The organism is Streptomyces sp. NPDC090021 (genome assembly GCF_044748225.1).
Taxonomy (GTDB): domain Bacteria; phylum Actinomycetota; class Actinomycetes; order Streptomycetales; family Streptomycetaceae; genus Streptomyces.
Genome location: NZ_JBIVFO010000042.1, coordinates 45045 through 71340, shown reverse-complemented (window position 1 = coordinate 71340; position 26296 = coordinate 45045). Strand labels below are relative to the sequence as shown.

The 26296-nt window shown below is 73.0% G+C and carries 24 protein-coding genes; 18 read left to right on the top strand and 6 right to left on the bottom strand.

From position 1 onward, the window contains the following. Positions 1 to 211: 211 nt before the first annotated feature. Together ACIPXC_RS28465 and ACIPXC_RS28460 are read right to left on the bottom strand one after the other, a co-directional pair. The gene (locus ACIPXC_RS28465) at positions 212 to 493 is read right to left on the bottom strand and encodes an Lrp/AsnC family transcriptional regulator (RefSeq protein WP_030036325.1); all 282 of its coding nucleotides are present in this window, start codon (positions 491 to 493) and stop codon (positions 212 to 214) included. Next, positions 490 to 1224, bottom strand: a complete 735-nt coding sequence (locus tag ACIPXC_RS28460; RefSeq protein ID WP_401623798.1) for a rhomboid family intramembrane serine protease — start codon at positions 1222 to 1224, stop codon at positions 490 to 492. The genes ACIPXC_RS28465 and ACIPXC_RS28460 overlap by 4 nt, the downstream gene beginning before the upstream one ends. A gap of 124 nt (positions 1225 to 1348) precedes the next feature. Between ACIPXC_RS28460 and ACIPXC_RS28455 the strand changes: the two genes are divergently transcribed. The 7 genes from ACIPXC_RS28455 (at position 1349) to ACIPXC_RS28425 (ending at position 9667) form a co-directional block, all read left to right on the top strand. Beyond that, a complete protein-coding gene (locus ACIPXC_RS28455; RefSeq protein WP_030036330.1) occupies positions 1349 to 1588 on the top strand; it encodes a hypothetical protein in 240 nt (79 codons plus the stop codon). A gap of 43 nt (positions 1589 to 1631) precedes the next feature. Further along, positions 1632 to 2996, top strand: a complete 1365-nt coding sequence (locus ACIPXC_RS28450) for an NYN domain-containing protein (RefSeq protein ID WP_401623808.1) — start codon at positions 1632 to 1634, stop codon at positions 2994 to 2996. Positions 2997 to 3248: 252 nt separating this feature from the next. Beyond that, the gene (locus ACIPXC_RS28445; RefSeq protein ID WP_401623796.1) at positions 3249 to 4277 is read left to right on the top strand and encodes an NlpC/P60 family protein; all 1029 of its coding nucleotides are present in this window, start codon (positions 3249 to 3251) and stop codon (positions 4275 to 4277) included. Between the two features lie 230 nt (positions 4278 to 4507). Next, positions 4508 to 5572, top strand: coding sequence for an NlpC/P60 family protein (locus ACIPXC_RS28440; RefSeq protein WP_401623794.1), 1065 nt, complete (start codon positions 4508 to 4510; stop codon positions 5570 to 5572). A 75-nt stretch (positions 5573 to 5647) separates the two neighbouring features. Beyond that, entirely contained in the window at positions 5648 to 6778 is a 1131-nt protein-coding gene (locus ACIPXC_RS28435; protein ID WP_401623792.1) for a hypothetical protein, read from the top strand. Between the two features lie 20 nt (positions 6779 to 6798). Continuing rightward, positions 6799 to 7941 carry a glycosyltransferase family 4 protein gene (locus tag ACIPXC_RS28430; protein ID WP_401623790.1) on the top strand — a complete coding sequence of 381 codons (1143 nt, stop codon included), beginning with the start codon at positions 6799 to 6801 and terminating at the stop codon, positions 7939 to 7941. A gap of 109 nt (positions 7942 to 8050) precedes the next feature. Continuing rightward, a complete protein-coding gene (locus tag ACIPXC_RS28425) occupies positions 8051 to 9667 on the top strand; it encodes a GMC oxidoreductase (RefSeq protein WP_401623788.1) in 1617 nt (538 codons plus the stop codon). Positions 9668 to 9707: 40 nt separating this feature from the next. Here ACIPXC_RS28425 and ACIPXC_RS28420 read toward each other — a convergent pair whose 3' ends face one another. After that, positions 9708 to 11504: an AMP-dependent synthetase/ligase gene (locus tag ACIPXC_RS28420; RefSeq protein WP_401623786.1), complete on the bottom strand. Its 1797-nt coding sequence runs from the start codon at positions 11502 to 11504 to the stop codon at positions 9708 to 9710. A 243-nt stretch (positions 11505 to 11747) separates the two neighbouring features. Between ACIPXC_RS28420 and ACIPXC_RS28415 the strand changes: the two genes are divergently transcribed. The 6 genes from ACIPXC_RS28415 to ACIPXC_RS28390 all read left to right on the top strand — a co-directional run bounded on the left by ACIPXC_RS28415 (position 11748) and on the right by ACIPXC_RS28390 (position 16808). After that, positions 11748 to 12563 carry a metallophosphoesterase gene (locus ACIPXC_RS28415; protein ID WP_401623784.1) on the top strand — a complete coding sequence of 272 codons (816 nt, stop codon included), beginning with the start codon at positions 11748 to 11750 and terminating at the stop codon, positions 12561 to 12563. A 144-nt stretch (positions 12564 to 12707) separates the two neighbouring features. Beyond that, on the top strand, positions 12708 to 13148 hold the full coding sequence (locus ACIPXC_RS28410; RefSeq protein ID WP_401623782.1) for an SRPBCC family protein: 441 nt from the start codon (positions 12708 to 12710) through the stop codon (positions 13146 to 13148). A gap of 111 nt (positions 13149 to 13259) precedes the next feature. Next, positions 13260 to 14417 (top strand): ArsA-related P-loop ATPase, encoded by a 1158-nt coding sequence (locus ACIPXC_RS28405; protein WP_401623780.1) that lies wholly within the window; start codon positions 13260 to 13262, stop codon positions 14415 to 14417. Between the two features lie 75 nt (positions 14418 to 14492). Next, positions 14493 to 14975: a DUF5304 domain-containing protein gene (locus ACIPXC_RS28400; protein WP_401623778.1), complete on the top strand. Its 483-nt coding sequence runs from the start codon at positions 14493 to 14495 to the stop codon at positions 14973 to 14975. Positions 14976 to 15036: 61 nt separating this feature from the next. Further along, positions 15037 to 15978, top strand: coding sequence for an ROK family glucokinase (locus tag ACIPXC_RS28395; protein WP_386526416.1), 942 nt, complete (start codon positions 15037 to 15039; stop codon positions 15976 to 15978). A 68-nt stretch (positions 15979 to 16046) separates the two neighbouring features. Continuing rightward, positions 16047 to 16808: an endonuclease/exonuclease/phosphatase family protein gene (locus ACIPXC_RS28390; protein ID WP_401623775.1), complete on the top strand. Its 762-nt coding sequence runs from the start codon at positions 16047 to 16049 to the stop codon at positions 16806 to 16808. A 284-nt stretch (positions 16809 to 17092) separates the two neighbouring features. On the opposite strand, the gene ACIPXC_RS28385 is transcribed toward ACIPXC_RS28390, so the two are convergent. Then, positions 17093 to 17674, bottom strand: a complete 582-nt coding sequence (locus tag ACIPXC_RS28385; RefSeq protein WP_401623773.1) for a hypothetical protein — start codon at positions 17672 to 17674, stop codon at positions 17093 to 17095. Beyond that, the gene (locus tag ACIPXC_RS28380; RefSeq protein ID WP_401623771.1) at positions 17667 to 18446 is read right to left on the bottom strand and encodes an alpha/beta hydrolase; all 780 of its coding nucleotides are present in this window, start codon (positions 18444 to 18446) and stop codon (positions 17667 to 17669) included. Before ACIPXC_RS28380 ends, ACIPXC_RS28385 begins: the two co-directional genes overlap by 8 nt. A 171-nt stretch (positions 18447 to 18617) precedes the next feature. Between ACIPXC_RS28380 and ACIPXC_RS28375 the strand changes: the two genes are divergently transcribed. The 4 genes from ACIPXC_RS28375 (at position 18618) to ACIPXC_RS28360 (ending at position 22519) form a co-directional block, all read left to right on the top strand. Further along, entirely contained in the window at positions 18618 to 19367 is a 750-nt protein-coding gene (locus tag ACIPXC_RS28375; RefSeq protein ID WP_401623806.1) for a lysophospholipid acyltransferase family protein, read from the top strand. A gap of 47 nt (positions 19368 to 19414) precedes the next feature. Next, complete coding sequence (macS, locus tag ACIPXC_RS28370; protein ID WP_401623769.1) at positions 19415 to 20632, top strand: MacS family sensor histidine kinase; 1218 nt, start codon at positions 19415 to 19417, stop codon at positions 20630 to 20632. A gap of 59 nt (positions 20633 to 20691) precedes the next feature. Next, entirely contained in the window at positions 20692 to 21336 is a 645-nt protein-coding gene (locus tag ACIPXC_RS28365; RefSeq protein WP_046775590.1) for a response regulator transcription factor, read from the top strand. Positions 21337 to 21490: 154 nt separating this feature from the next. Next, a complete protein-coding gene (locus tag ACIPXC_RS28360; RefSeq protein WP_401623803.1) occupies positions 21491 to 22519 on the top strand; it encodes a 6-phosphofructokinase in 1029 nt (342 codons plus the stop codon). A gap of 34 nt (positions 22520 to 22553) precedes the next feature. Here ACIPXC_RS28360 and ACIPXC_RS28355 read toward each other — a convergent pair whose 3' ends face one another. Next, positions 22554 to 24521: an anthranilate synthase family protein gene (locus ACIPXC_RS28355; RefSeq protein ID WP_401623767.1), complete on the bottom strand. Its 1968-nt coding sequence runs from the start codon at positions 24519 to 24521 to the stop codon at positions 22554 to 22556. A 333-nt stretch (positions 24522 to 24854) separates the two neighbouring features. On the opposite strand from ACIPXC_RS28355, the gene ACIPXC_RS28350 reads away from it, so the two are divergent. Further along, positions 24855 to 26216 (top strand): class II 3-deoxy-7-phosphoheptulonate synthase, encoded by a 1362-nt coding sequence (locus tag ACIPXC_RS28350; protein ID WP_401623765.1) that lies wholly within the window; start codon positions 24855 to 24857, stop codon positions 26214 to 26216. The last annotated feature ends 80 nt before the right edge of the window (positions 26217 to 26296 follow it).

Here is a 26296-nt window from a genome sequence, read left to right as displayed (position 1 = left end):
CCCGCAGGACGAGGCGCGACCAAGGCTCCCGGCCGGGACAAACAGCCCGCGCCGAGCCGAGGAGACACCCCGGACCGGCACCGCTCCCCGACCCCGGCAAAGCCAAAGCCGAACCGGAGCCAGAGCCGGAACCGCTGAGCACGCCCGCAGGGCACCGGCGAAGCCGAGGCCCAACCGCCGAGCCGCCCGCAGGGCACCTGCTCAGCCGGCGCTATGCGTCGAGGCCGATGGCGAACGCCGCCTCCAGGTCGTGCTGCGAGTACGTGCGGAACGCCACGTGCGTGTCCGTCGCCTCGACGCCCGGGATCTTGCTGATGCGGCCGGGGATGATGTCGGCCAGGTTCTCGTGGCGGTTCACGCGGACCAGCGCGATCAGGTCGTACGTCCCCGTGACGGAGTAGACCTCGCTGACGCTGTCCAGCGCGGCGATGGACTCGGCGATCTCGGGGATGCGGTCCACGCTGGTCTTGATGAGCACGATCGCGGTGATCACGGCTGGCTGTCTCCCTCGGTGGCCGTCGCTGGTCGACTCACTCTAGTCGTACCCCGATAGCGGGCCCATGCGTAGAGGAAGCCCAGCGAGAACCCCACCAGGTGGGCCAGATAGGCGACCCCCGGCCCGCTGTCGGCGCGGTGGGCCGCCACCCATTGGAGGGTGAACCAGAACAGCAGCACGATCCAGGCGGGGAAACGCAGCGGCAGGAAGAAGAGGAACGGGAACAGGCTCGTCACCCTCGCCCGCGGGAGCAGGAAGAGGAAGGCGCCCAGGACGGCCGAGATCGCGCCGGACGCGCCGACCAGCGTCTGCGCGGACTGCGCGTTGGCCGCCGCGTACGCCGCCAGCGCCAGGTAGCCCGTACAGAGGTAGAAGACGAGGAACGCCGGACGGCCCATCCTCTCCTCGGCCATCGCGCCGAAGACGAAGAGGAAGAGCATGTTCCCGAGCAGGTGCAGCCAGCTGCCGTGGACGAACAGCGCGGTCAGCGGTGTCAGCCAGGCGCGCGGGGTGTTCGTGAAGAGCTCGTCCGGGACCACGCCCCAGCGCCTGAAGTACGCGGTGCCCGCGGCCAGCAGCTCGTCACCGGTTCCGTGGACGGGATGGAGCCCCGACGCGGGACTCAGGACGAACACCACCGCGCAGCCCGCGATCAGCGCATGGGTGACCACCGGTCCCCGGGCAGCTTCGCGCACGGTCCGCCACCTTACGATCATGTGACAGAGCATGACGCAACGCGAGCCCCCTGGAGCGGTGGCAGGCCGTAGGGTTACGAGCTGCGGTGCTCGGGCCGACGCGGACGGCCGAACGGACCGCTTTAATTGAATCAGCTACGAAGGAGAGAGCAGCCCGATGACGGTTCCCCTGCCGACCGACACCACGCGGTGGCGCTGCACCCTGTGCGGCAACCTCACGCGTTTCGACGTCACCCGTTCGTCGAAGGTCGTCGAGTACATCCACCTGGACCTCGCCGGGGAGCCCAAGGTCGAGGAGCGCGAGGTGGTCAATGAGACCATCGAGTCTGTCCGCTGTCGCTGGTGCAACGCGGTGGACCAGATCGAGCTCGTGGACAGGCCGGGCGCGGACTCCTGACGGAGCCCCGCCCGCAGGTAGACCATCACGGTAGGGGTGACGGATTGTGGAGCCAGCAAGCGGCGCCGGGTCGGCCGACGCGGCCGACGACGCCGCGGAGGCGCTCGACCGCCCGCTGCCGGAAGGCGTGCGGCGCCGGGTCGTCGCGCTCGTCTCGGACGCCTTCGGCGCGCTGACGGTCGCGGACCTGCCGGCGCAGCTGCGCCAGTACGCCCGGTTCACCCCGACCCGGCGCGCCAAGTTCGCGGGCAACGCCATGGCCGCCGCGGTCGAGACCGACCCGGTGTTCCGCAGCAGGGTCGCCGAGAAGCTGCGCGAGGCGCAGTCGGACCTGTCCGGCGCGCTGGAGTCCGGCGCGCCGCCGGCCGCCGCGGACCCGCTGGACGTGGCGGCCGCCGCCTTCGTCCTGCGGCCCGCCGGATGGGTCAAGCTGGTGGCCGCCGCGGGCGAGGAGGCGCAGCGCGCCGACGCCGAGCGGGTCGGTGAGGAGAGCCGGCGTGAGCTGGAGCGCCTGCGCGAGGAGCTGGAGCACGTACGGGAGCTGCAGCGCACGGGCGGTGAGCAGGTACGGGCCGAGCTGGAGGCGGCGCGCAAGGAAGCGGAATCGCTTCAGCGCCGACTGCGCAGTGCCCTCAGCGACGTCAAGCGCGGCGAGGCGGCCCTGCGCAAGGTGACCGCCGAGATCGACGGGATCCGCGGTGAGGCCGCGACCCGCGTGGCGGCCGCCGAGAGCGAGAGCCGGCGGCTCAAGTCCCGCCTGGCGGAGGTGGAGACGGCGCTGGAGACCTCGCGCCGGGCCACCCGCGAGGGGCGCAGTATCGAGGACATGCGGCTGCGGCTGCTGCTGGACACCGTGCTGGACGCGGCGCAGGGGCTGCGCCGCGAGCTGGCGCTGCCGCCGGTGAACACCCGGCCGGCCGACACGGTGGACGCGGTGGAGCCGGGCCGGATGACGCCGAAGGACATCGCGGCGCGCGCCCTGTCCGAGACCGATCCGGCGCTGCTGGACCAGTTGTTGGCGCTGCCCCAGGCCCATCTGGTGGTGGACGGCTACAACGTGACCAAGACCGGCTATCCGACGATGCCGTTGGAGAAGCAGCGGCTGCGGCTGCTGGGCGGGCTGTCGATGCTGGCCGCGCAGACGGGTGCGGAGATGACCTGTGTCTTCGACGGTGCGGAGCTGGCGGCCCCGGTGCTGCTCGCGCCGCCGCGGGGTGTGCGGGTGCTGTTCTCCAAGGCGGGGGTGACGGCCGACGAGCTGATCCGGCAGCTGGTGCGGGCGGAGCCGCCGGGTCGGCCGGTGGTCGTGGTGTCCACGGACCGGGAGGTCGCCGACGGGGTGGCCAAGGCCGGAGCGCGGCCCGTAACGTCCGCTTTGTTGCTGAAGAGGCTTTCGCGCGTTTCGTAACTCCCGGCCTGAATGCCGCAATTGGTGGGTCCTGTGGAGGACGCACCGTCAAGTACCCGGCACGGAGCGTGCGCTGAAGGTAAAGAACCTGGTCGGGGCCGGAGTTTTTTCCCGACAGGATTTGAAGTGATCACAGCTGGGTCACTAGGGTCTGCTCAAACCTTCGTGCGGTAGATCACTCATTCGGAGTGGCAGCGAAGGTGCTGCCGAGTTGCGTTCTTCGGCGGCTCCAGGAAGAAGGAGATCGCCTTCGTGGCGTCCCACCGTCGACCCAAGCAGCCGACCCGCGCTCGTGTGACCGTGCTCACCTCGGTCGCGGCCGCAGCCGTCGCCCTCACCGCGCAGAGCGCCTCCGCCGCTCCGGCGAAGCCGAGCAAGGACGAGGTCAAGAGCCAGGTCGACGCCCTCTACGAAGAGGCGGAGCAGGCCACCGAGAAGTTCAACGGGGCCGAGGAGCGCCAGGCGACGCTGGAGAAGGAGATCGGGCAGATCCAGGACCAGGTCGCCCGTGGCCAGAGCGAGCTCAACGAGCTGCGCAGCGTACTCGGTTCGATGGCCAGCGCCCAGTACCGCAACGGCGGCATCGACCCCTCCCTCGCCCTCCTCCTCTCCGAGGACCCCGACGGGTACCTCGACAAGGCATCCTCCCTGCAGCACCTGAGCGGCAAGCAGGTCGAAGCGGTCCAGAAGATCCAGGCGAAGCAGCGCACCCTCGCGCAGCAGCGTCAGGAGGCTTCCGGCAAGCTCGCCGACCTCGACGCCACCCGCAAGGAGCTCGCCGAGAAGAAGAAGGTCTCGTCCGAGAAGCTCGCGGCCGCCCAGGCCCTCCTCAACACCCTCACGGCGCAGGAGCGCGCCGCGCTCAAGGACGAGGAGACGCGCGCCGGCCGCGCCGCCGGGCAGCGCGTCGACCTCGGCGACGTCAAGGCCTCCGGCCGCGCCGGAGCCGCTCTCGCGGCGGCCAAGACCAAGGTCGGCAGCGCGTACATATCGGGCCACGAGGGCCCCAACTCCTTCGACTGCTCCGGGCTGACCCAGTGGGCGTACAAGCAGGCCGGCGTCAACATCAGCCGTGTGACCTACACCCAGGCCAACGACGGCACGCGCATCAGCCGCAGCCAGCTCCAGCCCGGTGACCTGGTCTTCTTCTACGGGGACCTGCACCACGTCGGCCTGTACGCCGGCAACAACATGACGCTGCACGCCGCGAACCCGCGCGGCGGCGTCAAGTACGAGTCGATGGACAACATGCCGTTCCAGTTCGGCGTCCGCATCGGCTGACGGCCGAAGGACGCGCCGTACGCCGCCCATCCGGGCGAATTCCACGGCCCCGCTCTGACCGCACGCCCCGCCGGTGACCTGCGTCTCCGGCGGGGCGTCGGCATGTGCGCCCGCCCCCGGTCGTTGGTCGGCGCGTGGTCGCACGGCTACTGTCTGCCAGCGCGGAACCCGGCACACGGCCGTCCACGGGGGCGGACGCGGGCCCGCCCAGCGGAAGGGAGCGGGTTCACGTGGCGTCCCATCGTCGGCCCGGGCTCGGCGGCCTCGACCGGAACACCAAGGTCACCGTCCTCACCGCCGCCGCGGCCACCGCCGCGGTCGCCATGGTGGGCGCACCCGCGGGCGCGGCCCCGGGCCTCCCGCACGAGCCCGGCGGCGGCGCGAGATCCGGCGTCAGCGCCCAGGTCGACCGGCTCTTCGAGGAGGCCGAGCAGGCCACCGAGCACTTCAACGAGGCGGGCGAGAGGGCCGACAGGCTCCGCGCCGAGGTCAACCGGGCCCAGGACGCGGTCGCCCGCGGCCAGGAGCGCATCAACACCCTGCGCGGCGCCCTCGGCACCTTCGCCGGGGCGCAGTACCGCAGTGGCGGCATCGACCCCGCCGTCGCGCTGATGCTGGCCAGGGACCCCGACTCCTACCTGGAACAGGCCGCCGCCCTGGACCGGCTGACCGAACGCCAGGCCCGGCAGCTCGACGAACTGCGCCACGAGCAGCGCCGGCTCGGCCAGGTGCGCGCGGAGGCCTCCCGCAAGCTCACCGAACTCGACTCCCTGCGCTCCGACATCGCCCGCCACAAACGCGCCGTCACCGCCAAACTCGCCGCCGCCCAGCGGCTCCTCAACTCCATGCCGTCCGGGGAACGGGCCGACTTCGAGCGCTCCTCCCGCTCCGGCGGGCGCCCCGAAGCCCTGCCCGACCCGGGCCCGCCGGGCGGCGACGGCCCCTCCTCCGGCCGCGCCGAGGCCGCCGTGAGGGCGGCCCGGGCCGCCGTCGGCCGCCCGTACGTGTGGGGCTCCACGGGCCCCTCCGGCTTCGACTGCTCCGGACTGATGGTCTGGTCCTACCGGCAGGCCGGTGTCTCGCTGCCGCGCACCTCGCAGGCCCAGCGGCACGCCGGGCGCCAGGTGCCGCTGTCGCAGGCCCGCCCGGGCGACCTGGTGACGTACCGCTCCGACGCCAGCCACGTCGGCATGTACGTGGGCAACGGCCAGGTGGTCCACGCCCCCTACCCCGGAGCCCGGGTGCGCTACGACCCGGTCGGGATGATGCCGGTGTCGGCGGTGACCCGCCCCTGACCCGGCCGGCGGCGGACCGGCTGCCGCCGACCCCGCCGCCCCCGGCGCCCCCGCCGCCCTGCGTACGATCGGCGGATGCTCCCCGTCCGCCGTCCGACGCGCACCCTGCCCCTCGTGGCGCTTCTGCTGTGCGCGCTGCTCGCCGGATGCGGTCCGCGGCCGGCCGGTCCCGCCGACACCGTCGGGCGGGATGTCCGCAGGGCCGTCGCCGACTGGTCGCGGACGGTCCCCGAGGGGCTCGCCGGGATCCCCTTCGCCGAGCGGTCGTACGAGGTCTCCTCGGTGCGGCGGGACGGCGCGCGGGCCGTCGCCGCGGCCCGGCTGCGCCACCGGCTGGCCGGCTACGACACGGCGCCCGAGGAGTCCGCGCGCGAGGTGGACCTCGTCCGGGAGGGCGGGGTCTGGCGGGTCACCACCGACCGGCCCGCACCGGGAGCCCTGCCGCAGCTGTGGGACCAGGGCCCGGTGGAGGTGGCCGCCGGTACGCACTCCCTGGTCCTCGGCGGGGCCGGGCAGGGCGCCGGGACGCTGCGGGAGATCGCGGCCGAGGCCGACCGGGCGGTTCCCGCGGTGAGCGCGGCCTGGCCCCGGCCCTGGGCGGGGCGGGTGGTCGTCCTGGTCCCCGGCTCCCTCGACGCGATGGCGCGGCTGCTGGGCCGACCCGCCGACACCTACCGGGGACTCGGCGCCGTCACCACCGGCCGGGTGGGCACCGGCCCGGCCCCCGCGGACCGGGTCGTGGTCAATCCGGAGGGGTACGCCGGGCTGGGTGCGCAGGGCCGCCGGATCATCCTGACCCACGAGGTCACGCACGTGGCCACGCGCTCGGCGACCTCCGCCACCACCCCGCTGTGGCTGTCCGAGGGCTTCGCGGACTGGGCGGCGTACCGGGGGACGCCCACGCCCCCCGGGCGGGCCGCCCCGGCGCTCGCCCGGGCGGTGCGGCGCGGCGCGCCGCCGGCGGAGCTGCCCCGGACGGAGGACTTCGCCTTCGGCGGTGACCCGGAGGCGGCGGCGCGGGCGTACGAGGGCGCATGGCTGGCCTGCCGGCTGATCGCGGCGAAGTGGGGCGAGCAGGCCCTGGTGGAGCTGTACGGGCGGGCCGGCCGTGAACCGCTGGAGACCGCACTGCGGGCGACCCTCGGGGTGGACCGGGCCGGGCTGACGAAGGCCTGGCAGGAGTACCTGCGCGAGGAGCTGCGCTGAGCGGGTACTGTCGGCAGGCGATGCACAAGACCCTGATCGTGACCAACGACTTCCCGCCGCGTCCGGGCGGCATCCAGGCCTTCCTCCACAACATGGCGCTACGGCTGGACCCCGACCGGGTCGTCGTCTACGCCTCCACGTGGAAGCACAGTGCGGAGGGCCGCGAGGCCACCGCGGCCTTCGACGCGGAACAGCCGTTCCAGGTGGTCCGCGACCGTACGACGATGCTGCTGCCGACCCCGCGCGTGACCCGGCGGGCCGTGGGCCTGCTGCGCGAACACGGCTGCGAGTCCGTGTGGTTCGGGGCCGCGGCCCCGCTCGGGCTGATGGGTCCGGCGCTGCGGCGGGCGGGCGCCCGACGGATCGTGGCGACCACCCACGGGCACGAGGCGGGCTGGGCCCAGCTCCCGGCCGCGCGGCAGCTGCTGCGGCGGATCGGCGAGGGCACGGACACCCTCACGTACCTGGGGGAGTACACGCGCTCCCGGATCGCCTCGGCGGTCACCGACCGGGCGGCGGCGCGGATGGTCCAGCTCCCGCCTGGGGTCGACGAGAAGACCTTCCACCCGGCCTCGGGCGGCGACGAGGTCCGGGCCCGGCTCGGCCTGACGGACCGGCCCGTGGTGGTGTGCGTGTCGCGGCTGGTCCCGCGCAAGGGCCAGGACACCCTCATCGAGGCGATGCCGCGGATCCTGGCCGCGGTCCCCGACGCCGTGCTGCTGATCGTCGGCGGCGGCCCGTACGAGGCGGACCTGCGCGCGCTGGCCGCGGCCACGGGCGTGGCGTCGTCGGTGGTGTTCACGGGGGCGGTCCCGTGGTCCGAGCTCCCCGCGCACTACGGCGCGGGTGACGTCTTCGCCATGCCCTGCCGGACCCGGCGCGGCGGCCTCGACGTGGAGGGGCTCGGCATCGTCTACCTGGAGGCCTCGGCGACGGGGCTGCCGGTGGTCGCGGGCGACTCGGGCGGAGCGCCGGACGCGGTGCTGGACGGCGAGACCGGCTGGGTCGTGCGCGGCGGTGAGCCCGAGGAGGCCGCGGACCGGATCGCGGCCCTGCTGCAGGACCCGGACCTGCGGGCCGTGATGGGCGAGCGCGGCCGTGCCTGGGTCGAGGAGAAGTGGCGCTGGGACCTTCTGGCGGACCGTCTGCGCGAGCTGCTGTAGCGGGGCGGAAGGAGCGGGACGGAGCGGGCGCCGCCATGCCTGACTGTTCCTCAGATGTCTGTCAATACCGCGTCTGGGCGGACGGCTGGATTCCGCTCATGATGCGGCCATGACACCCAACCTGACGCGCCGTCACGTACTGGGTCTCGGCGCCCTCTCGACCGCCGCCGCGCTCGGTTTCACCCGGATCGGGGCGGCTTCTGCCGCCGCCGTCGAGCCCGCCGCCACCCCCTACGCCCCCGCCATCGTCGTCGGCTCGGGCTACGGCTCCGCCGTCGCCGCCCTGCGCCTGGGGCAGGCGGGCGTGCGGACCGTCGTCCTCGAAATGGGCCGGCTGTGGGACACCCCCGGACCCGACGGCAAGGTCTTCCCCTCCACCTCCGCCCCCGACCACCGCTCCATGTGGTTCCGCACCCGCACCGAGGCCCCGCTGGCGCAGTTCCTCTGGCTCGACGTGGTCAACCGCGACATCAGCCCGTACCCCGGCGTCCTGGACCGCGTCCACCACGGCGCCATGTCCGTCTACGTGGGACGCGGCGTCGGCGGCGGTTCGCTCGTCAACGGCGGCATGGCGCCCACCCCCCGGCGCTCCTACTTCACCGAGGTCTTCCCCGGCGTCGACGCCGACGAGATGTACGGCACCTACTTCCCCCGTGCCCGCGCCATGCTCGGCGTGAACGACATCGACCCCGCCTGGTTCGAGTCCACCGAGTGGTACCGGTTCGCCCGGATCTCCCGCAAGCACGCCCGCAACACCGGCCTGAAGACCGTCTTCGTGCCCAACGTCTACGACTTCGGCCACATGAAGCGCGAGGCGGCGGGCACCGCACCCCGCTCGGCACTGGCCGGAGAGGTCATCTACGGCAACAACCACGGCAAGAGGAGCCTCGACAAGACCTATCTCGCCGCCGCCGTCGGCACCGGCAACGTCACCATCGAGACCATGCAGCGCGTGGTCGGCGTACGGCCCGACCCGGCCGGAGGGTACGTCCTGACGGTGCGGACCAGCGACGTGACCGGAAAGGTCACCCAGGTCCGCGAACTCGGCTGCCGGCAGCTCTTCCTCGGCGCCGGCAGCCTCGGCACCACCGAGATCCTGCTGCGGGCCCGCGAGACCGGCACGCTGCCCGCGCTCGGCGAGCAGGTCGGGCGCGGCTGGGGACCCAACGGCAACGTCATGACCGCACGCGCCAACCACCTCTGGGACACGGTCGGCGCCCGCCAGGCCACCATGCCCGCCCTCGGCATCGACGACTGGGACAACGCCGCGAACCCGGTCTTCGCCGAGATCGCCCCGCTCCCCATGGGCCTCGAACACTGGATCTCGATGTACCTGGCCATCACCAGGAACCCGGAGCGCGGGCACTTCACCTACGACGCGGCCACCGACTCCGCACGCCTGAACTGGCGGCGGGAGCAGAACACGCCCGCGGTCGACGCGGCGAAGAACCTCTTCGACCGCATCAACCGGCGCAACTTCACGATCTACCGCTACGACCTGTTCGGCGGGAACAGGGCCTTCGCCGACGACTTCACCTACCACCCGCTCGGCGGCTGCGTCCTCGGGGACGCGACCGACACCCACGGGCGGGTCAAGGGGTACCAGGGGCTGTACGTGGTCGACGGCTCCCTGGTCCCGGGGTCGCTCGGCGTGAACCCGTTCGTCACCATCACCGCCCTCGCCGAGCGGAACATGGCACGGATCCTGGCCGAGGACCCCCGCTGACAGCGGCCCGCGGCCGCGGGCCGCCGGACCGGGGGCGCGGTCAGCCGCGGTAGAGCGCCTCGATCTCGTCCGCGTAGTCCTTCGCCACCACGTTGCGCTTGAGCTTCAGCGACGGCGTGATGTGACCCGACTCCTCCGTGAACTGGGAGGGCAGAATGCGGAATTTCCGCACCGATTCCGCCTTGGACACCGCCGCGTTGCCATCGTCGACGGCCTTCTGGACGGCGGCGATCAGCTCCGCGTCCTCGCGCAGCTCCGCCGCCGTCACACCCGCGGGCTTGCCGTTCTCCGCCGCCCAGCGGCCGAGGAACTCCTCGTCGATCGTGACCAGCGCCGCCACGAACGGCCGCCCGTCGCCGACCACCATGCACTCCGCGACCAGCGCGTGCGCCCGGATCCGGTCCTCGATCACCGCGGGGGCCACGTTCTTGCCGCCCGCCGTGACGATGAGCTCCTTCTTGCGGCCCGTGATCGTCAGGTAGCCGTCCTCGTCGAGGGTGCCGACGTCGCCGGTGTGGAACCACCCGTCGGTCAGCGCCTCGGCGGTCGCCGCCTCGTTCCTCCAGTACCCGGTGAAGATCTGCTCGCCGTGCAGCAGCACCTCGCCGTCGTCCGCGATGCGCACCACGGAGCCCGGCATGGGCTGGCCGACCGTACCGATCTTCTGCTTGTCCCACGGGTTGAAGGTCGTCGCCGCACAGGACTCCGTCAGGCCGTAGCCCTCCAGGACCGTGAAGCCGATACCGCGGAAGAAGTGGCCCAGCCGCTCGCCCAGCGGGGCGCCGCCGGAGATCGCGTACTCGCCGCGGCCGCCGAGGACCGCGTGCAGCTTGCTGTAGACCAGCTTCGAGAAGATCTTGTGCTTGAGCTTCAGCCCGAGGGACGGGCCGCGCGGGGTGTCCAGCGCACGGCTGTAGGCGATGGCCGTGTCGGCCGCCGCGTCGAAGATCCTGCCCTTGCCGTCGGCCTGCGCCTTGGCGCGCGCCGAGTTGTAGACCTTCTCGAAGACCCGGGGGACGCCGAGGATCAGCGTGGGCCGGAAGGACTGCAGCTCGTCGGTGAGGTTCTTGATGTCCGGTACGCAGCCCAGGCGGATCGGCGCCAGCACGGCCGCCACCTCCACGAGCCGCCCGAAGACGTGCGCGGCCGGCAGGAACAGCAGGACCGAGCACTCGCCGGTCTTGAACAGCGGCTTCAGGCGCTCCACCGCGTTGCCGCACTCGGCGAAGAAGTTGCGGTGGCTCAGCACGCAGCCCTTGGGGCGGCCGGTGGTGCCCGAGGTGTAGACGATGGTGGCCGGGTCGTCGGCGTTCGCGAGGCTGCTGCGCTCGTCGACCTCGGCGTCGGTGACGGCCGCGCCGGCGGCCTGCAGCGCCTGCACCGCGCCCTGCTCGATCTCCCAGACCTCCCGCAGCTCCGGCAGGCGGTCGCGCAGCGAGGCCACGGCCTCGCCGTGCCCGGCGTTCTCCACGACGGCGGCCACCGCGCCGGAGTCACCGAGGATCCACTGGATCTGCTCGGGGGAGCTGGTCTCGTACACGGGGACGGTGACGCCGCCCGCGCTCCAGATCGCGAAGTCGATCAGCACCCACTCGTAGCGGGTGCGGGAGATCAGGGCGACCCGGTCGCCGGGCCGGACGCCGGCCGCGATCAGGCCCTTGGCCGTGGCACGCACCTCGGCCAGGAACTCGGTCGCCGTCACGTCCTGCCACCGGCCGTCGGCCTTGCGGCTCATGACGGCGGTGTCTGGGTGCTGGGCGGCGTTGCGGCGGATGAGATCCGTCAGGTTCCCGTCCGACGGGACCTCGTACAGGGCCGGAAGGCTGAACTCGCGCAAGACTGCTGCTCCTCTGGGCGCCATCGCCACCATGTGGACCGACCGGACGTTACCCACCGGTAGTGGGTTCCCGATAGAGGGAACCGGCCAGATGTTCCGTGCGTCACATTCTGCACTCACACGGTCCGGCCCCAACGCGCCGACAGTAGTCGACCCCCTCGCGGACGCGGAAGTAACCGCAGGTAGGCCCGGCTTTCACAAGCCCCCTACCGGGTCCTCACCAGCCCCCCTAGGGTTGGCCGCATGGCGGGCAGCATGCGGGGCGGAAAGAACGGCACGAGCGGATCGAGCCGTACGCGAATCCACGTCGTGAGCGACGTGCACGGCAACACCGAGGCCCTCGCCCGCGCCGGCGACGGCGCGGACGCCCTGATCTGCCTCGGCGACCTCGTCCTCTTCCTCGACTACGCCGACCACTCGCGCGGGATCTTCCCCGATCTCTTCGGCGTCGAGAACGCCGACCTCATCGTCGAGCTGCGCACCCAGCGCCGCTTCCAGGAGGCCCACGCCCTCGGCCGGCGCCTGTGGGCCGGCCTCGACCGCGAGCGCATGATCGAGGACGCGGTGCGCCGCCAGTACGCGGAGATGTTCGCCGCCTTCCCCCGCCCCACCTACGCCACCTACGGCAACGTCGACATCCCGGCCCTGTGGCCCGAGTACGCCGACCGCCACGGGCTCACCGTGCTCGACGGACAGCGGGTCGAGATCGCCGGCCGCGTCTTCGGCTTCGTCGGCGGCGGACTGCCCTCGCCCATGCGCACCCCCTACGAAGTGGACGTGGAGGAGTACGCCGCCAAGGTCGAGGCCCTCGGCGAGGTCGACGTGCTCTGCTCGCACATCCCGCCGGAAGTCCCCGAGCTCTGCTACGACACCGTCGCACGCCGCTTCGAACGCGGCAGCGAGGCCCTGCTGGCCGCCATCCGCCGCACCCGGCCCCGCTACGCCCTCTTCGGCCACGTCCACCAGCCGCTCGCCCGCCGCATGCGGATCGGCGCCACGGAGTGCGTGAACGTCGGACACTTCGCCTCGACCGGCCGCCCCTGGGTCATGGAGTGGTGACGGCGCCGGGAACCGACCGGTTCCGGACGGACCGCGGCGGCCCCGGGGAGCCACTGGAGTGGCGGCGTCCACACGCGCGGTAGCCTTCACGCGGCGGCCGGAGGCCGTACACATCCTCGAACAATCTCCGGAGGAGCGACCGCGATGGCGGAACACACCAGCTCAAGCATCACGATCGACGCCGCGCCCGGCGACGTGATGGCCGTGATCGCCGACTTCGCCCGCTACCCCGAGTGGACCGGCGAGGTGAAGGAGGCCGAGGTCCTCGCCACCGACGCCGACGGCCGGGCCGAGAAGGTCCGGCTGCTGCTCGACGCGGGCGCGATCAAGGACGACCACACCCTCGCCTACACCTGGAAGGGCACCGACGAGGTCAGCTGGACCCTGGACAGGTCCCAGATGCTGCGCCAGCTCGACGGCTCCTACCGGCTCTCCCCGGTGGACGGCGGCAAGCGCACCGAGGTCACCTACCAGCTGACCGTCGACGTCAAGATCCCCATGCTCGGCATGATCAAGCGCAAGGCCGAGAAGGTCATCATCGACCGCGCACTGGCGGGCCTGAAGAAGCGCGTCGAGTCCGTCTGACCGACCCGTGGGGAGGCGCCGTGCCCGGCCGCCGGACACCGCACCTCCCCACCGGCAACCCGCCGCGGACGCCACACGGCGGCGCACCCCACCGACCCGGAGCACCCGCACATGCACACCTTGCTCGTCACCGGCCCCGGCGGGGCCGGGCGGACCACGGTGGCGGCGGCCACCGCCCTCGCCGCGGCCCGCCGGGGCAGACAGGTGCTGCTGCTCTCCGGCGACCCGGGCGACCCGCTCGCCGAACTCCTCGGCGACCCGCTCCCGCCCGGCCTGAGGGTCGCCGCGGTGGACTCCGGCCAGGAGTTCCGCGAGGAACTCGTCGCCCTCCAGGAACGCGGATCCGCCCTGCTCTCCATGGTCGGTGCCCGGCCGCTGGGCGCCGAGGAACTCACCGAACTGCCCGGCTCCGAACAGTTCGCCCTGCTCCGCGCCCTGCGCCGGGCCGCCGCCACACCCGCCACCGACCTCGTCGTCGTCGACCTGCCCCCGCTCCACCAGGCCGTCGCCACCCTCGCCCTCCCCGCCCAGCTGCGCCGCTACCTCTCCCGTCTGCTGCCCGCCGAGAAGCAGGCCGCCCGCGCCCTGCGGCCCGTACTGGCCCAGCTGGCCGGCGTACCCATGCCCGCCCAGTGGCTCTACGAGGCCGCCGCGCGCTGGGACGAGGAGCTCGCCGCCGTCCAGGCCGTCATCGAGGCCGGCACCACCGAAGTACGCCTGGTCGCCGAGCCCGGCCCGGCCGCCGCCGACGCGCTCCGGACAGGACGGCTGGGCCTCGCCCTCCAGCAGCTGCCCGTCCGCGACGTCGTCGCCAACCGGACGGTCCCGCCCGGCTCCGCCGACCCCTGGCTCGCCGGGCTCGCCGCCCAGCAGGAGAAGTACACCGCCCAGTGGGCCGGCGACGGCCCCGTCGTCGCCCTCGCCCACCTCGGACCCGGCCCCCAGGGCCAGGACGACCTCGACCGGCTCGCCGCCCCCGGCGGACTCGTCCCGGACCCCCCCGCCCCCCGCCGGGCCTGGCCCGTCGAGGACCGGCTCGCCGAGGACGGTGTCCTCGTCTGGGTGGTTGCGCTGCCCGGCGCGCACAAACGCGACCTCGACCTCGTCCGCCGCGGCGACGAGCTGCTGCTCACCGCGGGCCCGTACCGAAGGATCGTTCCGCTGCCCTCGGCGCTGCGCCGGTGCACCGTCTCCGGCGCCGCCCTCACCGGCGGCGAACTCCGCGTCCGCTTCACCCCGAACCCCGGCCTGTGGCCCCGTACGCGCTGAACCGGATACCCCCGTTCGGGTACCGTCGAAGGTAGACAGCACGCACGCCCAGCAGCCGCCTCAGGAGAGTCCGCCATGAGCGAGGCCACCGACCGCCCCACCGACGACGACGCCTGGGCCAAGGCCTGTGCCGAGGACCTCGCCGCCGAGAAGGAGCGCCTGCGCGGGCAGGGCCAGGCGGGCCACGGCACCACCGGGACCGCCGCCGAGGAGTTCCTCAAGCTCTTCGAGGCCGTCGCCGACAAGGTCTCCGGGCTGAACAACCCGCTGTTCGGCGCCGCCGCACAGGGCGCGGTACGCCAGATCGTCGACCAGGCCAGAACCGCGGCGAAGCCCGTCGTCGAACGCCACCCCGAGGTCTTCGACCACCTCGCGGCCGCCGGCTCCGAGCTCCTCGCCGCCTACCGCTCCGCAGTCGAGGGCCACGAGGGCCGCTGGACCCGCGGCGAGACCGGGACCCGCGGCGAGACCGGGACCCCCCGGCGGGCGCCCGCGGACCGCGACCCCCGCGCCGACGGCCCCGACGACGGCCCGGCGGAGCGGATCGATCTCGACTGAACCCACGGCGCCCTCGGGTACCGTTGGCCGTGGCGGGGCTTGACCGGAAACCGAGGGACTAATGGGACTCACCATCGGCGTCGACATCGGCGGCACGAAGATCGCGGCCGGTGTGGTCGACGAAGAGGGCACGATCCTTGACACGTACAAGGTGCCCACCCCGCCGACCGCGGACGGAGTGACGGAGGCCATCTGCGCCGCCGTCTCCGAGGTCAGCAGCAACCACACCATCGAAGCGGTCGGCATCGGCGCCGCCGGATACGTGGACGACAAGCGCGCGACCGTACTCTTCGCGCCGAACATCAACTGGCGCCACGAGCCGCTCAAGGACAAGGTCGAACAGCGCATCGGCCTGCCCGTCGTCGTCGAGAACGACGCCAACTGCGCGGCCTGGGGCGAATACCGCTTCGGCGCCGGCCAGGGCCACGACGACGTCATCTGCATCACGCTCGGCACCGGCCTGGGCGGCGGCATCATCATCGGCAACAAGCTGCGGCGCGGACGCTTCGGCGTCGCCGCCGAGTTCGGCCACATCCGGGTCGTCCCCGACGGCCTGCTGTGCGGCTGCGGCAGCCAGGGCTGCTGGGAGCAGTACGCCTCCGGCCGCGCGCTCGTCCGCTACGCCAAGCAGCGCGCCAACGCCACCCCCGAGAACGCGGCGATCCTGCTCGCGCTCGGCGACGGCACCCCCGAGGGCATCGAGGGCAAGCACATCAGCGAGGCCGCCCGGCAGGGCGACCTGGTCGCCGTCGACGCCTTCCGCGAACTGGCCCGCTGGGCCGGCGCCGGACTCGCCGACCTCGCGTCCCTGTTCGACCCGTCGGCGTTCATCGTCGGCGGCGGCGTCTCCGACGAGGGCGACCTCGTCCTCGACCCGATCCGCAAGTCCTTCAAGCGCTGGCTGGTGGGCGGCGCCTGGCGTCCGCACGCCCAGGTGCTCGCCGCGCAGCTCGGCGGCAAGGCCGGACTCGTCGGCGCGGCCGACCTGGCCCGCCAGGGCTGACGCCGTCCACCCGGACCGCCCGCCGCGCCCCTTGGGGGAGCGGCGGGCGGCTGCGTATCTTGCGGTACATGGACCAGTCGCTGCCCCCGCTGCCGAAGTCCCGTACGGAGCCGGACGGTTCCGCCGTCATCCGGGTCCTCGGCTACAACATCCGCTCGCTGCGCGACGACGAGGAGGCGCTGGTCCGGGTCATCCGCGCCTGCGAGCCGGACCTGGTCCTCGTACAGGAGGCGCCGCGGTTCTTCCGGTGGCGCAAACACGCGGCGAGGCTGGCCAGGAAGTGCGACCTGGTGGTGCTGGGCGGAGGCGCGACGGCGACCGGACCGCTCCTGCTGTGCTCGCTGCGGGTCTTCGTGGAGCGGACACAGGACGTACTGCTCCCGCACACACCCGGACTGCACCGACGGGGCCTGGCCACCGCGGTCGTGCGCATCGGGGGCGTGCGCGTGGGCCTGGTCTCGGCGCACCTGTCCCTGGACCCGGCGCAGCGGCGGGCCCAGGCGGACCTCGTCCTCGACGGGGTGGCCGCGCTGGACACCCCGTACGGGATCGTCGCGGCGGACGTGAACGAGGGCCCGGACGGCCCCGCCTTCGGCCGGATCGCCTCCGTGCTGCGGGACTGCTGGTCGGTGGCGCCGTGGGGCGGGGAACGGACCTTCCCGGCGGCGGCGCCGGACCGGCGGATCGACGCGCTCTTCGTCACGGCGGGGGTGGAGGTACTGGCCTGCGGGGTCCCCGCGGGGCTCGCGGGGGTCTCCGGGGCGGACCTGCGGTCGGCGACGGACCACCTGCCGGTGCTGGCGGTGCTGCGGCTGCCGGCTGTCGCGTAGCTCCTCGGGCCGGGTGCGGCGCCGTAGCGGGGGCGCTGCCCCCGAGCCCCCGCGCCTCAAACGCCGGCGGGGCTGGAAAGAGGGGGTGCTGTCCCGGGGCTTCGCGGCTCAAGCGGCGGCGGGGCTGGAAAGAGGGGGCGCTGCCCCGGGGCCTGCGCGCCTCAAGCGGCGGCGGGGCTGGATGGGCGGGGTGCCCGCCTCCGGGCCTGCGCGGCTCGAACTTCCCCAGCCACCGCTGAGAGGTGCCCCCTGGCGGGGCCGGAGGGCAGCCCCGCCGGGGTCGGTCAGACGACCGCGCCGCGGCCCGGGTCGTCGTCCTCGTCGTCGCCGTGCTGCATGCGGGCGACGAGCGTCGCGAAACCGCCCAGGAAGCCGCCGATGCCCAGCGTCGTCAGCCACCACGTCATGTCCCACTGCAGCAGCACCGCCAGCAGCAGGAGCACCGGGCCCCCGACCACCGCGAGCCACGCGAACTTCGCCGTCGTGTCCGCCGGCGGCAGCTCCGGCTCGGGCTGGACGAAATGGCCCTCGTCCGCCGACGTCAGGTCGTCGTCGTCCGGCTCCGCCAGCGAGTGGTCACGCGGGCCCGCCATGCCCACGCCCGGGGCGAAGACCACCGAACTGCCCAGCGCGGGCGCCGGCGCGGCAGGCGGCTCGGGCTCGGACTTGGACTCGGCGTCCGGGTCCGGCTCCGCGGGCAGCGGTTTGACGTCCTCCTCGGGCAGCAGGAGGTTCTCGATGGGCCGGAACGGCCGGGACCCCGGCGGGTCCGGCGGCTCCTGCCCGTACCCGGCCACGATCGCGGCCCACGCCGCTTCCTCGTCCAGCGGCGGGATACCGCCCGACTGCTCCTCGTGCTCAGCCACCGGCCTCCGCCCCCTCCCTGCCCACGCTCTCCGCCAGTCGGCCGACGAACGCAAAACTGTCCGCGAAGATCCGCTCCGCGTCATGGTCCAACGTCGCGACGTGGTAGCTCTGTTCCAGCAGGGTCTCCGTGACGTCCGTCGACGAGACCCGGGCCAGCACCCGCGCCGAGTCGGCGGGCGGCACCACGTGGTCCTGCGGGCTGTGCAGGAGCAGCAGCGGCTGCGTCACCTGCGGCAGCTCGGCGTCCACCAGCTGCAGGAACTTCCGCAGCGAGTGCGCGGCCCGCGTCGGGACCCGGTCGTAGCCGACCTCCACCGCGCCCGGCTTCGCGATGTCACTGGCGATGCCGGGGGTCGAGCGGATGAGGTGCTGGGCGACGGGAAGGAGGGGAGCCAGCGGGTCGTGGACCTTGTTGGCCGGGTTGACCAGCACGATGCCGCTGATGGCGTCCCCGTGCTTGGCCGCCAGCCGCAGGGTCAGCGCGCCACCCATCGACAGGCCGAAGACGAACACCTGCTCGCACCGGTCCAGCAGCTCGCGCAGGGCGCGGTCCACCTCGGCGTACCAGTCCTGCCAGCCCGTGAGCTGCATGTCCTGCCAGCGCGTCCCGTGCCCGGGCAGCAGCGGCAGCGACACCGTCAGGCCCCGCCCGGCGAGGTATTCGGCCCAGGGGCGGAGGGACTGCGGGGAACCGGTGAAACCGTGGCAGAGGAGGACGCCGACCTCTCCGCCCTCGTGGCGGAACGGCTCGGCTCCAGGGAGGACGGGCACCAGGGGTCTCCTTGATCATGGCGTGCTTCGGGCGGGTGCGTTGCTCTGTGTGACTTCACCGTACGCGACCGGGGTGGCACCGGCCAGGGTCGTCGGGCCCCTGCAGGCGGGGGCACGGGATAAGGTCTGTTCGACAGACACAGGAAGGCTTTCGAGTTGATCTACGGCGCAATGAAGTTCTCCGTCGGCGGTTCCCTGAAACTCGCTTTCAGGCCGTGGGTGGAGGGCCTCGAGAACATTCCCGCGGAGGGGCCGGCGATCCTCGCGAGCAACCACCTGTCCTTCTCCGACTCCTTCTTCCTGCCGGCCGTGCTGGACCGGAAGGTGACCTTCATCGCGAAGGCGGAGTACTTCACCTCCCCCGGAGTCAAGGGCAAGCTGACCGCCGCGTTCTTCAAGGGCGTCGGCCAGCTCCCGGTGGACCGCTCCGGCGCCCGCGGCGCCGGCGAGGCCGCCATCAAGAGCGGCATCGAGGTCATCGAACGCGGTGAGCTGTTCGGTATCTACCCCGAGGGCACGCGTTCACCCGACGGCCGCCTCTACCGCGGCAAGCCCGGCGGCCTCGCCCGCGTGGCACTGGCCACCGGCGCGCCCGTGATCCCCGTCGCGATGATCGACACGGAGAAGATCCAGCCGCCCGGCAAGGTGATCCCCAAGCTCATGCGCCCGGGCATCCGGATCGGCAAGCCGCTGGACTTCAGCCGCTACCACGGCATGGACAACGACCGCTTCATCCTCCGCTCGGTGACCGACGAGGTCATGTACGAGATCATGAAGCTCTCCGGCCAGGAGTACGTCGACATCTACGCGACGGCGGCCAAGCGCCAGATCGCCGACGCCGAGAAGGCGGCCAAGGACGCCGAGAAGGCGGCCAGGGCGGACAAGGGCGACAAGGGCGACAAGGCCGCCAAGGGCGAGTAGCGGCGCGGGCCGCGGGCGGTGGGACCGCCCGGCAGGGGGTGGGGGAGATGGCGAAACGCGAACGCGTCGTACGCATGTCGGTCGAGCAGCCGCTCTGGCGCGCCCTGACCGCGTACCGGCTGCTGACCATGGTCTACGCGGTGCTGCTGTTCGCCTCCGCGTACCGGCAGTTCCCGCACCCCTGGCTCGCGGCCGGCTACCTCGCGGTGCTCGCCGTGTGGACCCTCGCCACCTACCGCAAGGTGTCGAACGCCGCCAGCTGCACCAAGGGGTTCCTGGTCGCGGACCTCACCGTCGCGATCGTCGGGATCCTGCTCACGCCGATCGTCGACACCCAGGAGCGGATCACCGCCGGCGGCCCCACCCTCCCCACCATCTGGACGGCGGGCGCGGTCCTGGGCTTCGCCATCAAGGGCGGCTGGCGCTGGGCCTGCTTCGCCTCCACCTTCGTGGCCATGGCCAACATGGTGATCCACACCGGCCAGCCCACCCGGGACACCCTGCACAACGTCCTGCTGGTCTGGGTCGCCTCCGTGGCCATCGGCTACGTCGTGGAGGTCGCCCGGGCCAGCGAGAACACCCTCGCGCGCGCCCTGGAGATCGAAGCCGCCACCCGCGAGCGGGAGCGCCTCGCCCGGGACATCCACGACGGAGTCCTCCAGGTCCTCGCCATGGTCCAGCGCCGCGGCACCGAACTGGGCGGCGAGGCGGAGGAGCTCGGCAGGCTGGCGGGGGAGCAGGAGGTGGCCCTGCGCACGCTCGTCTCCAGCGGCCTGGTGCGGCCCTCCCGGATCTCCCGCGACGAGTCGCGCGGCGCGCTGGTGGACACCTACGAGGACGACGGCCCCGGCGCGGAGGGCGGCGAGCTGGACCTGCGCACGCTCCTCGCCCCGCACGCCGGCTCCCGGGTGAGCTTCGCCGAGCCCGGTACTCCGGTACCGCTGCCCGTGCCCGCCGCGAAGGAGCTGGCGGCGGCCGTCGGCGCCGCCCTCGACAACGTGCGCAAGCACGCCGGGGACGGGGCCAGGGCCTGGATCCTCGTCGAGGACTGGGGCGACGAGGTGATCGTGACCGTCCGCGACGACGGCCCCGGCATCCCGGCGGGCCGCCTGGACCAGGCGGAGGGCGAGGGCCGGATGGGCGTGGCCCTGTCGATCCGCGGCCGGCTGCGCGACCTCGGCGGCAGCGCCGACCTGGTGTCCGTCCCCGGGCAGGGCACCGAAGTGGAACTGAAGGTACCCAGGGGCAGGACGGACAAGAAGTGAGCGAGCACACCGAAGTGAACGATCCGCAGCAGCCGCAGGACCGGAGCGAGCCGAGGGTGATGGTCGTCGACGACCACCCGATGTGGCGCGACGCGGTCGCCCGCGACCTCGCCGCCGCCGGACTCGACGTGGTGGCCACCGCCGGCGACGGCCCCGAAGCGGTACGCCGGGCCCGCGCCGTCAACCCCGACGTCCTCGTCCTCGACCTCAACCTGCCCGGCATGCCGGGCGTGCAGGTCTGCAAGGAGCTGGTCGGCGCCAACCCGGCGCTGCGGGTCCTGGTCCTGTCGGCCAGCGGTGAGCACGCGGACGTCCTGGAGGCGGTGAAGTCCGGAGCGACCGGCTACCTGCTGAAGTCCGCCGGCGCCGAGGAGCTGATCGACGCCGTCCGCCGCACCGCCGTCGGGGACCCGGTCTTCACCCCGGGCCTGGCCGGGCTGGTGCTCGGCGAGTACCGGCGCCTGGCCACCGACCCGGCGCCGACGGCCTCCGACGAGCCGAAGGCGCCGCAGCTGACCGACCGCGAGACCGAGGTGCTGCGGCTGGTGGCCAAGGGGCTCTCGTACAAGCAGATCGCGGAACGGCTGGTCATCTCCCACCGCACCGTGCAGAACCACGTCCAGAACACCCTGGGCAAGCTGCAGTTGCACAACCGGGTGGAGCTCGTCCGGTACGCCATAGAGGCCGGTCTCGACGACGCCTGACCGCCGCTCACGCGGGCGTCGATCGTACTTACGTCCCCGTACGAGTGAACGGGCGTACGCAACGCCCCGCGAATCCACCGGAATTGCCCCCTTCAGGTCCCTTGCTGTGACCTGCGTCACCACTAGCGTGACCGTCATGGCGAAGGGAGATGCAATGAAGGTCGGAGTGCTGACCGGTGGCGGCGACTGCCCCGGGCTCAACGCGGTGATCAGGGCCGTCGTCCGCAAGGGCGAGCAGGAGTACGGCTGCTCGTTCGTCGGGTTCAAGGACGGCTGGCGGGGAGCGGTCGAGGGGCGCACGGTCCCCCTCGGCATCCCCGCCGTCCGCGGCATCCTGCCCCGCGGCGGCACCATCCTCGGCTCCTCCCGCACCAACCCGTTCACGACGGAGAACGGGGTGCGCGACATCAGGGACAACCTGGCCAAGTACGAGGTGGACGCGCTCGTCGCGATCGGCGGCGAGGACACCCTCGGGGTCGCCGCCCGCCTCCACGACGAATACGGCATCCCCTGCGTCGGCGTGCCGAAGACCATCGACAACGACCTGTCCGCGACCGACTACACCTTCGGCTTCGACACCGCCGTCGGCATCGCGACCGAGGCCATCGACCGCCTGCACACCACGGCCGAATCGCACATGCGGGTCCTCGTCGTCGAGGTCATGGGCCGGCACGCCGGCTGGATCGCCCTGCACTCGGGGCTCGCCGGCGGCGCCAACGTCATCCTCATCCCCGAGCAGCGCTTCGACGTGGACCAGGTGTGCGCCTGGGTGACCTCCCGGTTCAAGGCGAGCTACGCCCCGATCGTCGTGGTCGCCGAGGGCGCGATGCCCAAGGACGGCGACATGGTGCTCAAGGACGGGACCAAGGACTCCTTCGGGCACGTCCGGCTGTCCGGCGTGGGCGAATGGCTGGCCAAGGAGATCGAGGAACGGACCGGCAAGGAAGCCCGTACGACCGTCCTCGGCCACATCCAGCGCGGCGGTACCCCGAGCGCCTTCGACCGGTGGCTGGCGACCCGGTTCGGCCTGCACGCGATCGACGCCGTGCACGAGGGGGACTTCGGGAAGATGGTCGCGTTGAAGGGCACGGACATCGTCCGGGTGCCGATCGCGGACGCCACGGCCAGGCTGAAGACCGTCGACCCCGCCCTCTACCAGGAGGCCGGCGTCTTCTTCGGCTGAACACCGGCCGCCGCACCGCGAGTCCACCCGCGCTTCACCGAACGGCCCCACGGGGAGCGCGGGCGGACACACGGCCGGAGTTCCGCGGCCCGGCCGTCGGCGCGCGGACGGCGGTGAGCAGGTCGCGCAGCAGGTCCGGGCCGCGCAGGGTGAGGACCGACTCCGGGTGGAACTGCACGCCCGCGAAGCCGCCGCCGGCCGAGCGGAGCGCGTGGACCTCCCCGGTCACCGGGTCGCGGGACACCTCCACGCCCGCCTCCGCCAGCCGGGCCGCGCCCGCGTCGTCGCACTGCGCGGTGTATGTGTTGTAGAAGCCGACCACCTCCTCGGCCCCGAACAGCCCGATCCGGGTCTGTGCGCCCTGGGCCGGCTCCGCCTTGCGGACCAGGGGCAGACCCAGCTCGGCGGCGAGCAGCTCGTGCCCGAGGCACACCCCGAGCAGGCCGTGACGGTGCCCGGCCAGCAGCTCGGCCGCCAGCCCGCGCAGCAGACGCATCTTCGGGTCGGCGCAGTCCCCTGGGTCGCCCGGGCCGGGGCCCAGCACGATCGGCCCCTCCCAGGCCAGGGCGGTCTCCCGCAGCCCCGGCTCGTCGAAGCGCCGTACGGTCACCGCCGGCCCGGCCACCCGCAGCACGTGCGCCAGCATCGCCGTGAAGGTGTCCTCGCCGTCCACCACCAGCGCACGGCCCGTCGGAGCGGCCGGCCGCTCCTGCATCCGCAGCCAGAAGGGGGCCAGGTCGGCCCGCCGGGCGGCCAGGGCCGCCCGCACCCGGGGATCGTCGGCCGGCCGCGCGCCCCCGGACGGCGGCCGGGGCGCCGCCGGCCGCACCCCGAGCGCCGCCAGCACCCCCGCCGCCTTCGCGTGCGTCTCCGCGACCTCGCCCGCCGGATCCGAGTGGCGTACCAGCGTGGCGCCCACCGGCACCCGCAGCCGTCCGTCCCGGGCGATGTCGGCCGTCCGGATCAGGATCGGGGAGTCGAGCGTCTGCGACCCCGCGGGGTCCAGGCCCAGGAGGGCCAGCGCGCCCGCGTAGTAGCCGCGCCCACCGCTCTCGTACCGCTCGATCACCCGGCAGGCGTTCTGCACCGGCGAGCCCGTGACCGTCGCCGCGAACATCGTCTCCCGCAGCACCTCCCGCACGTCCAGCGAGGAGCGCCCGCGCAGCTCGTACTCGGTGTGCGTGAGGTGGGCCATCTCCTTCAGCCGCGGCCCGACGACCACCCCGCCCCGGTCCCCGACCGTGCACATCATCTTCAGTTCCTCGTCGACGACCATCGACAGCTCCTCGGTCTCCTTGCGGTCGCCGAGGAAGGCGAGGAGCGAGTCGGCGGTCGGCCCCGTGGCGGGATGGCGGTACGTCCCGCTGATCGGGTTCATCACGACCGTGCCCCCGGCCATCCGCACATGGACCTCGGGGCTGGCCCCGACCAGGGTGCGCTCGCCGGTGTGGACGACGTACGTCCAGTACGCGCCCCGCTCGCCCTCCAGCAGCCGCCGGAACAGGGCCAGGGCGTCCGCCCGGCCGAAGCCGTCGATCCGGCCCTCGAAGGTGCGCCGGATGACGAAGTTCGCACCCTCGCCCCGGCCGATCTCGTCCCGGATCACCCGCTCGACCGTGTCCGCGTACTGCCTGTCGGAGACGTCGAAACCGCCGCCGTCGACCCGTACCGCGTGCCCCGGCAGCGCGGCCAGCGCCTCGGTGAGCGGAATCTCGTACACCTCCTCGGCGACCAGCGCGCTCAGCGGCGTGCCGTCGTCGCGTACGTCGAACCCGCGCTCCCGGATCTGCCGGAAGGGCACGAGCGCGAGGGTGGGCAGCGGGCCGACGGGCAGGTCGGCGAGGCGCTCGGCCTCGCGGACCGGGCCGAGGAGCACTTCGACGGTGTCGTGGTCGCGGCCGGGGGTCCGCCTCCGCAGCAGGGCGAACGGCGGGCAGGCGTCGTCGAGCAGCCGGCCCAGTGGGCCGGGCGCCGCAGGTCGGTTCGGTCGGGTGGTGTCCATGGGCGGAGCGTCCTTCCGTCGGGGGGAGGAGCGGCTCTCGCGGCCGGCGCGCGGGCCGGGAACGCGGAAGGCCGCCCCTCGGGGCGGCCTTCGCGTCGTGTGCGTGTCGTCAGGTACGCGCAGGAAGTGGGCCGCCGGGAGCGGGCCACCACCAGTTCTGGTTCGTGAGCGCGTACATGCGGTGAACCATAGCCCAGAGCGGCGTCCCCGCGCCGGATCCCTCCCGGACCCGGAGCCGAACCATGGATTCCGTTCCGTCGGGCCTCCACGGCCTTCGAGAAATCCGTCTCACGTTGTGGGCGGGGGGCCGGACGCCTCCCGTAACGCCGTAATGTGTACGAGGTGACCGTGAACGCTGAAAACCAAGCCCCCGCCGCCAAGGCGACCTGGCGAGACCTTCCCGCGGCGCAGCAGCCTTCGTACCCCGATGCCGAGGCTCTGCGCGCTGTCGTCGCGGACCTCGAGTCGTATCCTCCGCTTGTTTTCGCGGGTGAGTGCGACCAGCTGCGCGCCCGTCTGGGAGCCGTCGCCAAGGGCGAGGCGTTCCTGCTCCAGGGCGGCGACTGCGCCGAGGCCTTCGACGGTGTCTCCGCCGACCACATCCGAGCCAAGCTGAAGACGCTGCTCCAGATGAGCGCCGTACTGACGTACGCGGCCTCGGTGCCGGTCGTCAAGGTCGGCCGCATCGCCGGCCAGTACTCCAAGCCGCGCTCCAAGGACACCGAGACCCGCGACGGCGTCACCCTGCCGACCTACCGCGGTGACTCCGTCAACGGCTTCGCCTTCACCGAAGAGGCCCGCGTCCCGGACCCCGAGCGGCTGAAGCGCATGTACAACGCCTCCGCCTCCACGCTCAACCTGGTGCGCGCCTTCACCACCGGTGGTTACGCCGACCTGCGCCAGGTGCACGCCTGGAACCAGGACTTCGTGAAGTCCTCCCCGTCCGGCCAGCGGTACGAGCAGCTGGCCCGGGAGATCGACAACGCGCTGAACTTCATGAAGGCCTGTGGCACCGACCCGGCCGAGTTCAAGGCGGTCGAGTTCTACGCCTCCCACGAGGCGCTGCTGCTCGACTACGAGGGCGCGCTGACGCGCACCGACTCGCGCACCGGCAAGCTGTACGACACCTCCGGCCACATGGTCTGGATCGGTGAGCGCACCCGCCAGCTGGACCACGCGCACATCGAGTTCTGCTCGCAGATCGCCAACCCGATCGGCATCAAGCTCGGCCCCACCACCACGGTGGACGAGGCGCTGACGTACGTCGACCGCCTGGACCCCGAGCGCGAGCCGGGCCGGCTGACCTTCGTCGTCCGGATGGGCGCCGACAAGGTCCGCGACAGGCTCCCCGAGCTGGTCGAGAAGGTCACCGCCTCCGGCGCGATCGTCGGCTGGGTCACCGACCCGATGCACGGCAACACCTTCGAGGCGGCCTCGGGCCACAAGACGCGCCGTTTCGACGACGTGCTCGACGAGGTCAAGGGCTTCTTCGAGGTCCACAAGGGCCTCGGCACCCACCCGGGCGGCATCCACGTCGAGCTCACCGGTGACGACGTCACCGAGTGCGTGGGCGGCGGCGACGAGATCTTCGTCGACGACCTGCACCAGCGCTACGAGACGGCCTGCGACCCGCGGCTCAACCGCAGCCAGTCGCTCGACCTGGCCTTCCTGGTGGCGGAGCTCTACCGCGACTAGTCGTCGCGATCAGTAGGTGTGTTCCTACGGCTGTGGGGCGCGGATCGATGTGATCCGCGCCCCACTGTCGTACCCGGGGC

Coding starts and splice junctions, on each gene's coding strand:
- ACIPXC_RS28425 (WP_401623788.1), top strand. CDS start 8,051: ATGACACCCAACCTGACGCGCCGTCACGTACTGGGTCTCGGCGCCCTC.
- ACIPXC_RS28360 (WP_401623803.1), top strand. CDS start 21,491: ATGAAGGTCGGAGTGCTGACCGGTGGCGGCGACTGCCCCGGGCTCAAC.
- ACIPXC_RS28355 (WP_401623767.1), bottom strand. CDS start 24,521: ATGGACACCACCCGACCGAACCGACCTGCGGCGCCCGGCCCACTGGGC.
- ACIPXC_RS28415 (WP_401623784.1), top strand. CDS start 11,748: ATGGCGGGCAGCATGCGGGGCGGAAAGAACGGCACGAGCGGATCGAGC.
- ACIPXC_RS28375 (WP_401623806.1), top strand. CDS start 18,618: ATGAAGTTCTCCGTCGGCGGTTCCCTGAAACTCGCTTTCAGGCCGTGG.
- ACIPXC_RS28410 (WP_401623782.1), top strand. CDS start 12,708: ATGGCGGAACACACCAGCTCAAGCATCACGATCGACGCCGCGCCCGGC.
- ACIPXC_RS28455 (WP_030036330.1), top strand. CDS start 1,349: ATGACGGTTCCCCTGCCGACCGACACCACGCGGTGGCGCTGCACCCTG.
- ACIPXC_RS28435 (WP_401623792.1), top strand. CDS start 5,648: ATGCTCCCCGTCCGCCGTCCGACGCGCACCCTGCCCCTCGTGGCGCTT.
- ACIPXC_RS28460 (WP_401623798.1), bottom strand. CDS start 1,224: ATGCTCTGTCACATGATCGTAAGGTGGCGGACCGTGCGCGAAGCTGCC.
- ACIPXC_RS28430 (WP_401623790.1), top strand. CDS start 6,799: ATGCACAAGACCCTGATCGTGACCAACGACTTCCCGCCGCGTCCGGGC.
- ACIPXC_RS28405 (WP_401623780.1), top strand. CDS start 13,260: ATGCACACCTTGCTCGTCACCGGCCCCGGCGGGGCCGGGCGGACCACG.
- ACIPXC_RS28390 (WP_401623775.1), top strand. CDS start 16,047: ATGGACCAGTCGCTGCCCCCGCTGCCGAAGTCCCGTACGGAGCCGGAC.
- ACIPXC_RS28400 (WP_401623778.1), top strand. CDS start 14,493: ATGAGCGAGGCCACCGACCGCCCCACCGACGACGACGCCTGGGCCAAG.
- ACIPXC_RS28365 (WP_046775590.1), top strand. CDS start 20,692: ATGGTCGTCGACGACCACCCGATGTGGCGCGACGCGGTCGCCCGCGAC.
- macS (WP_401623769.1), top strand. CDS start 19,415: ATGGCGAAACGCGAACGCGTCGTACGCATGTCGGTCGAGCAGCCGCTC.
- ACIPXC_RS28395 (WP_386526416.1), top strand. CDS start 15,037: ATGGGACTCACCATCGGCGTCGACATCGGCGGCACGAAGATCGCGGCC.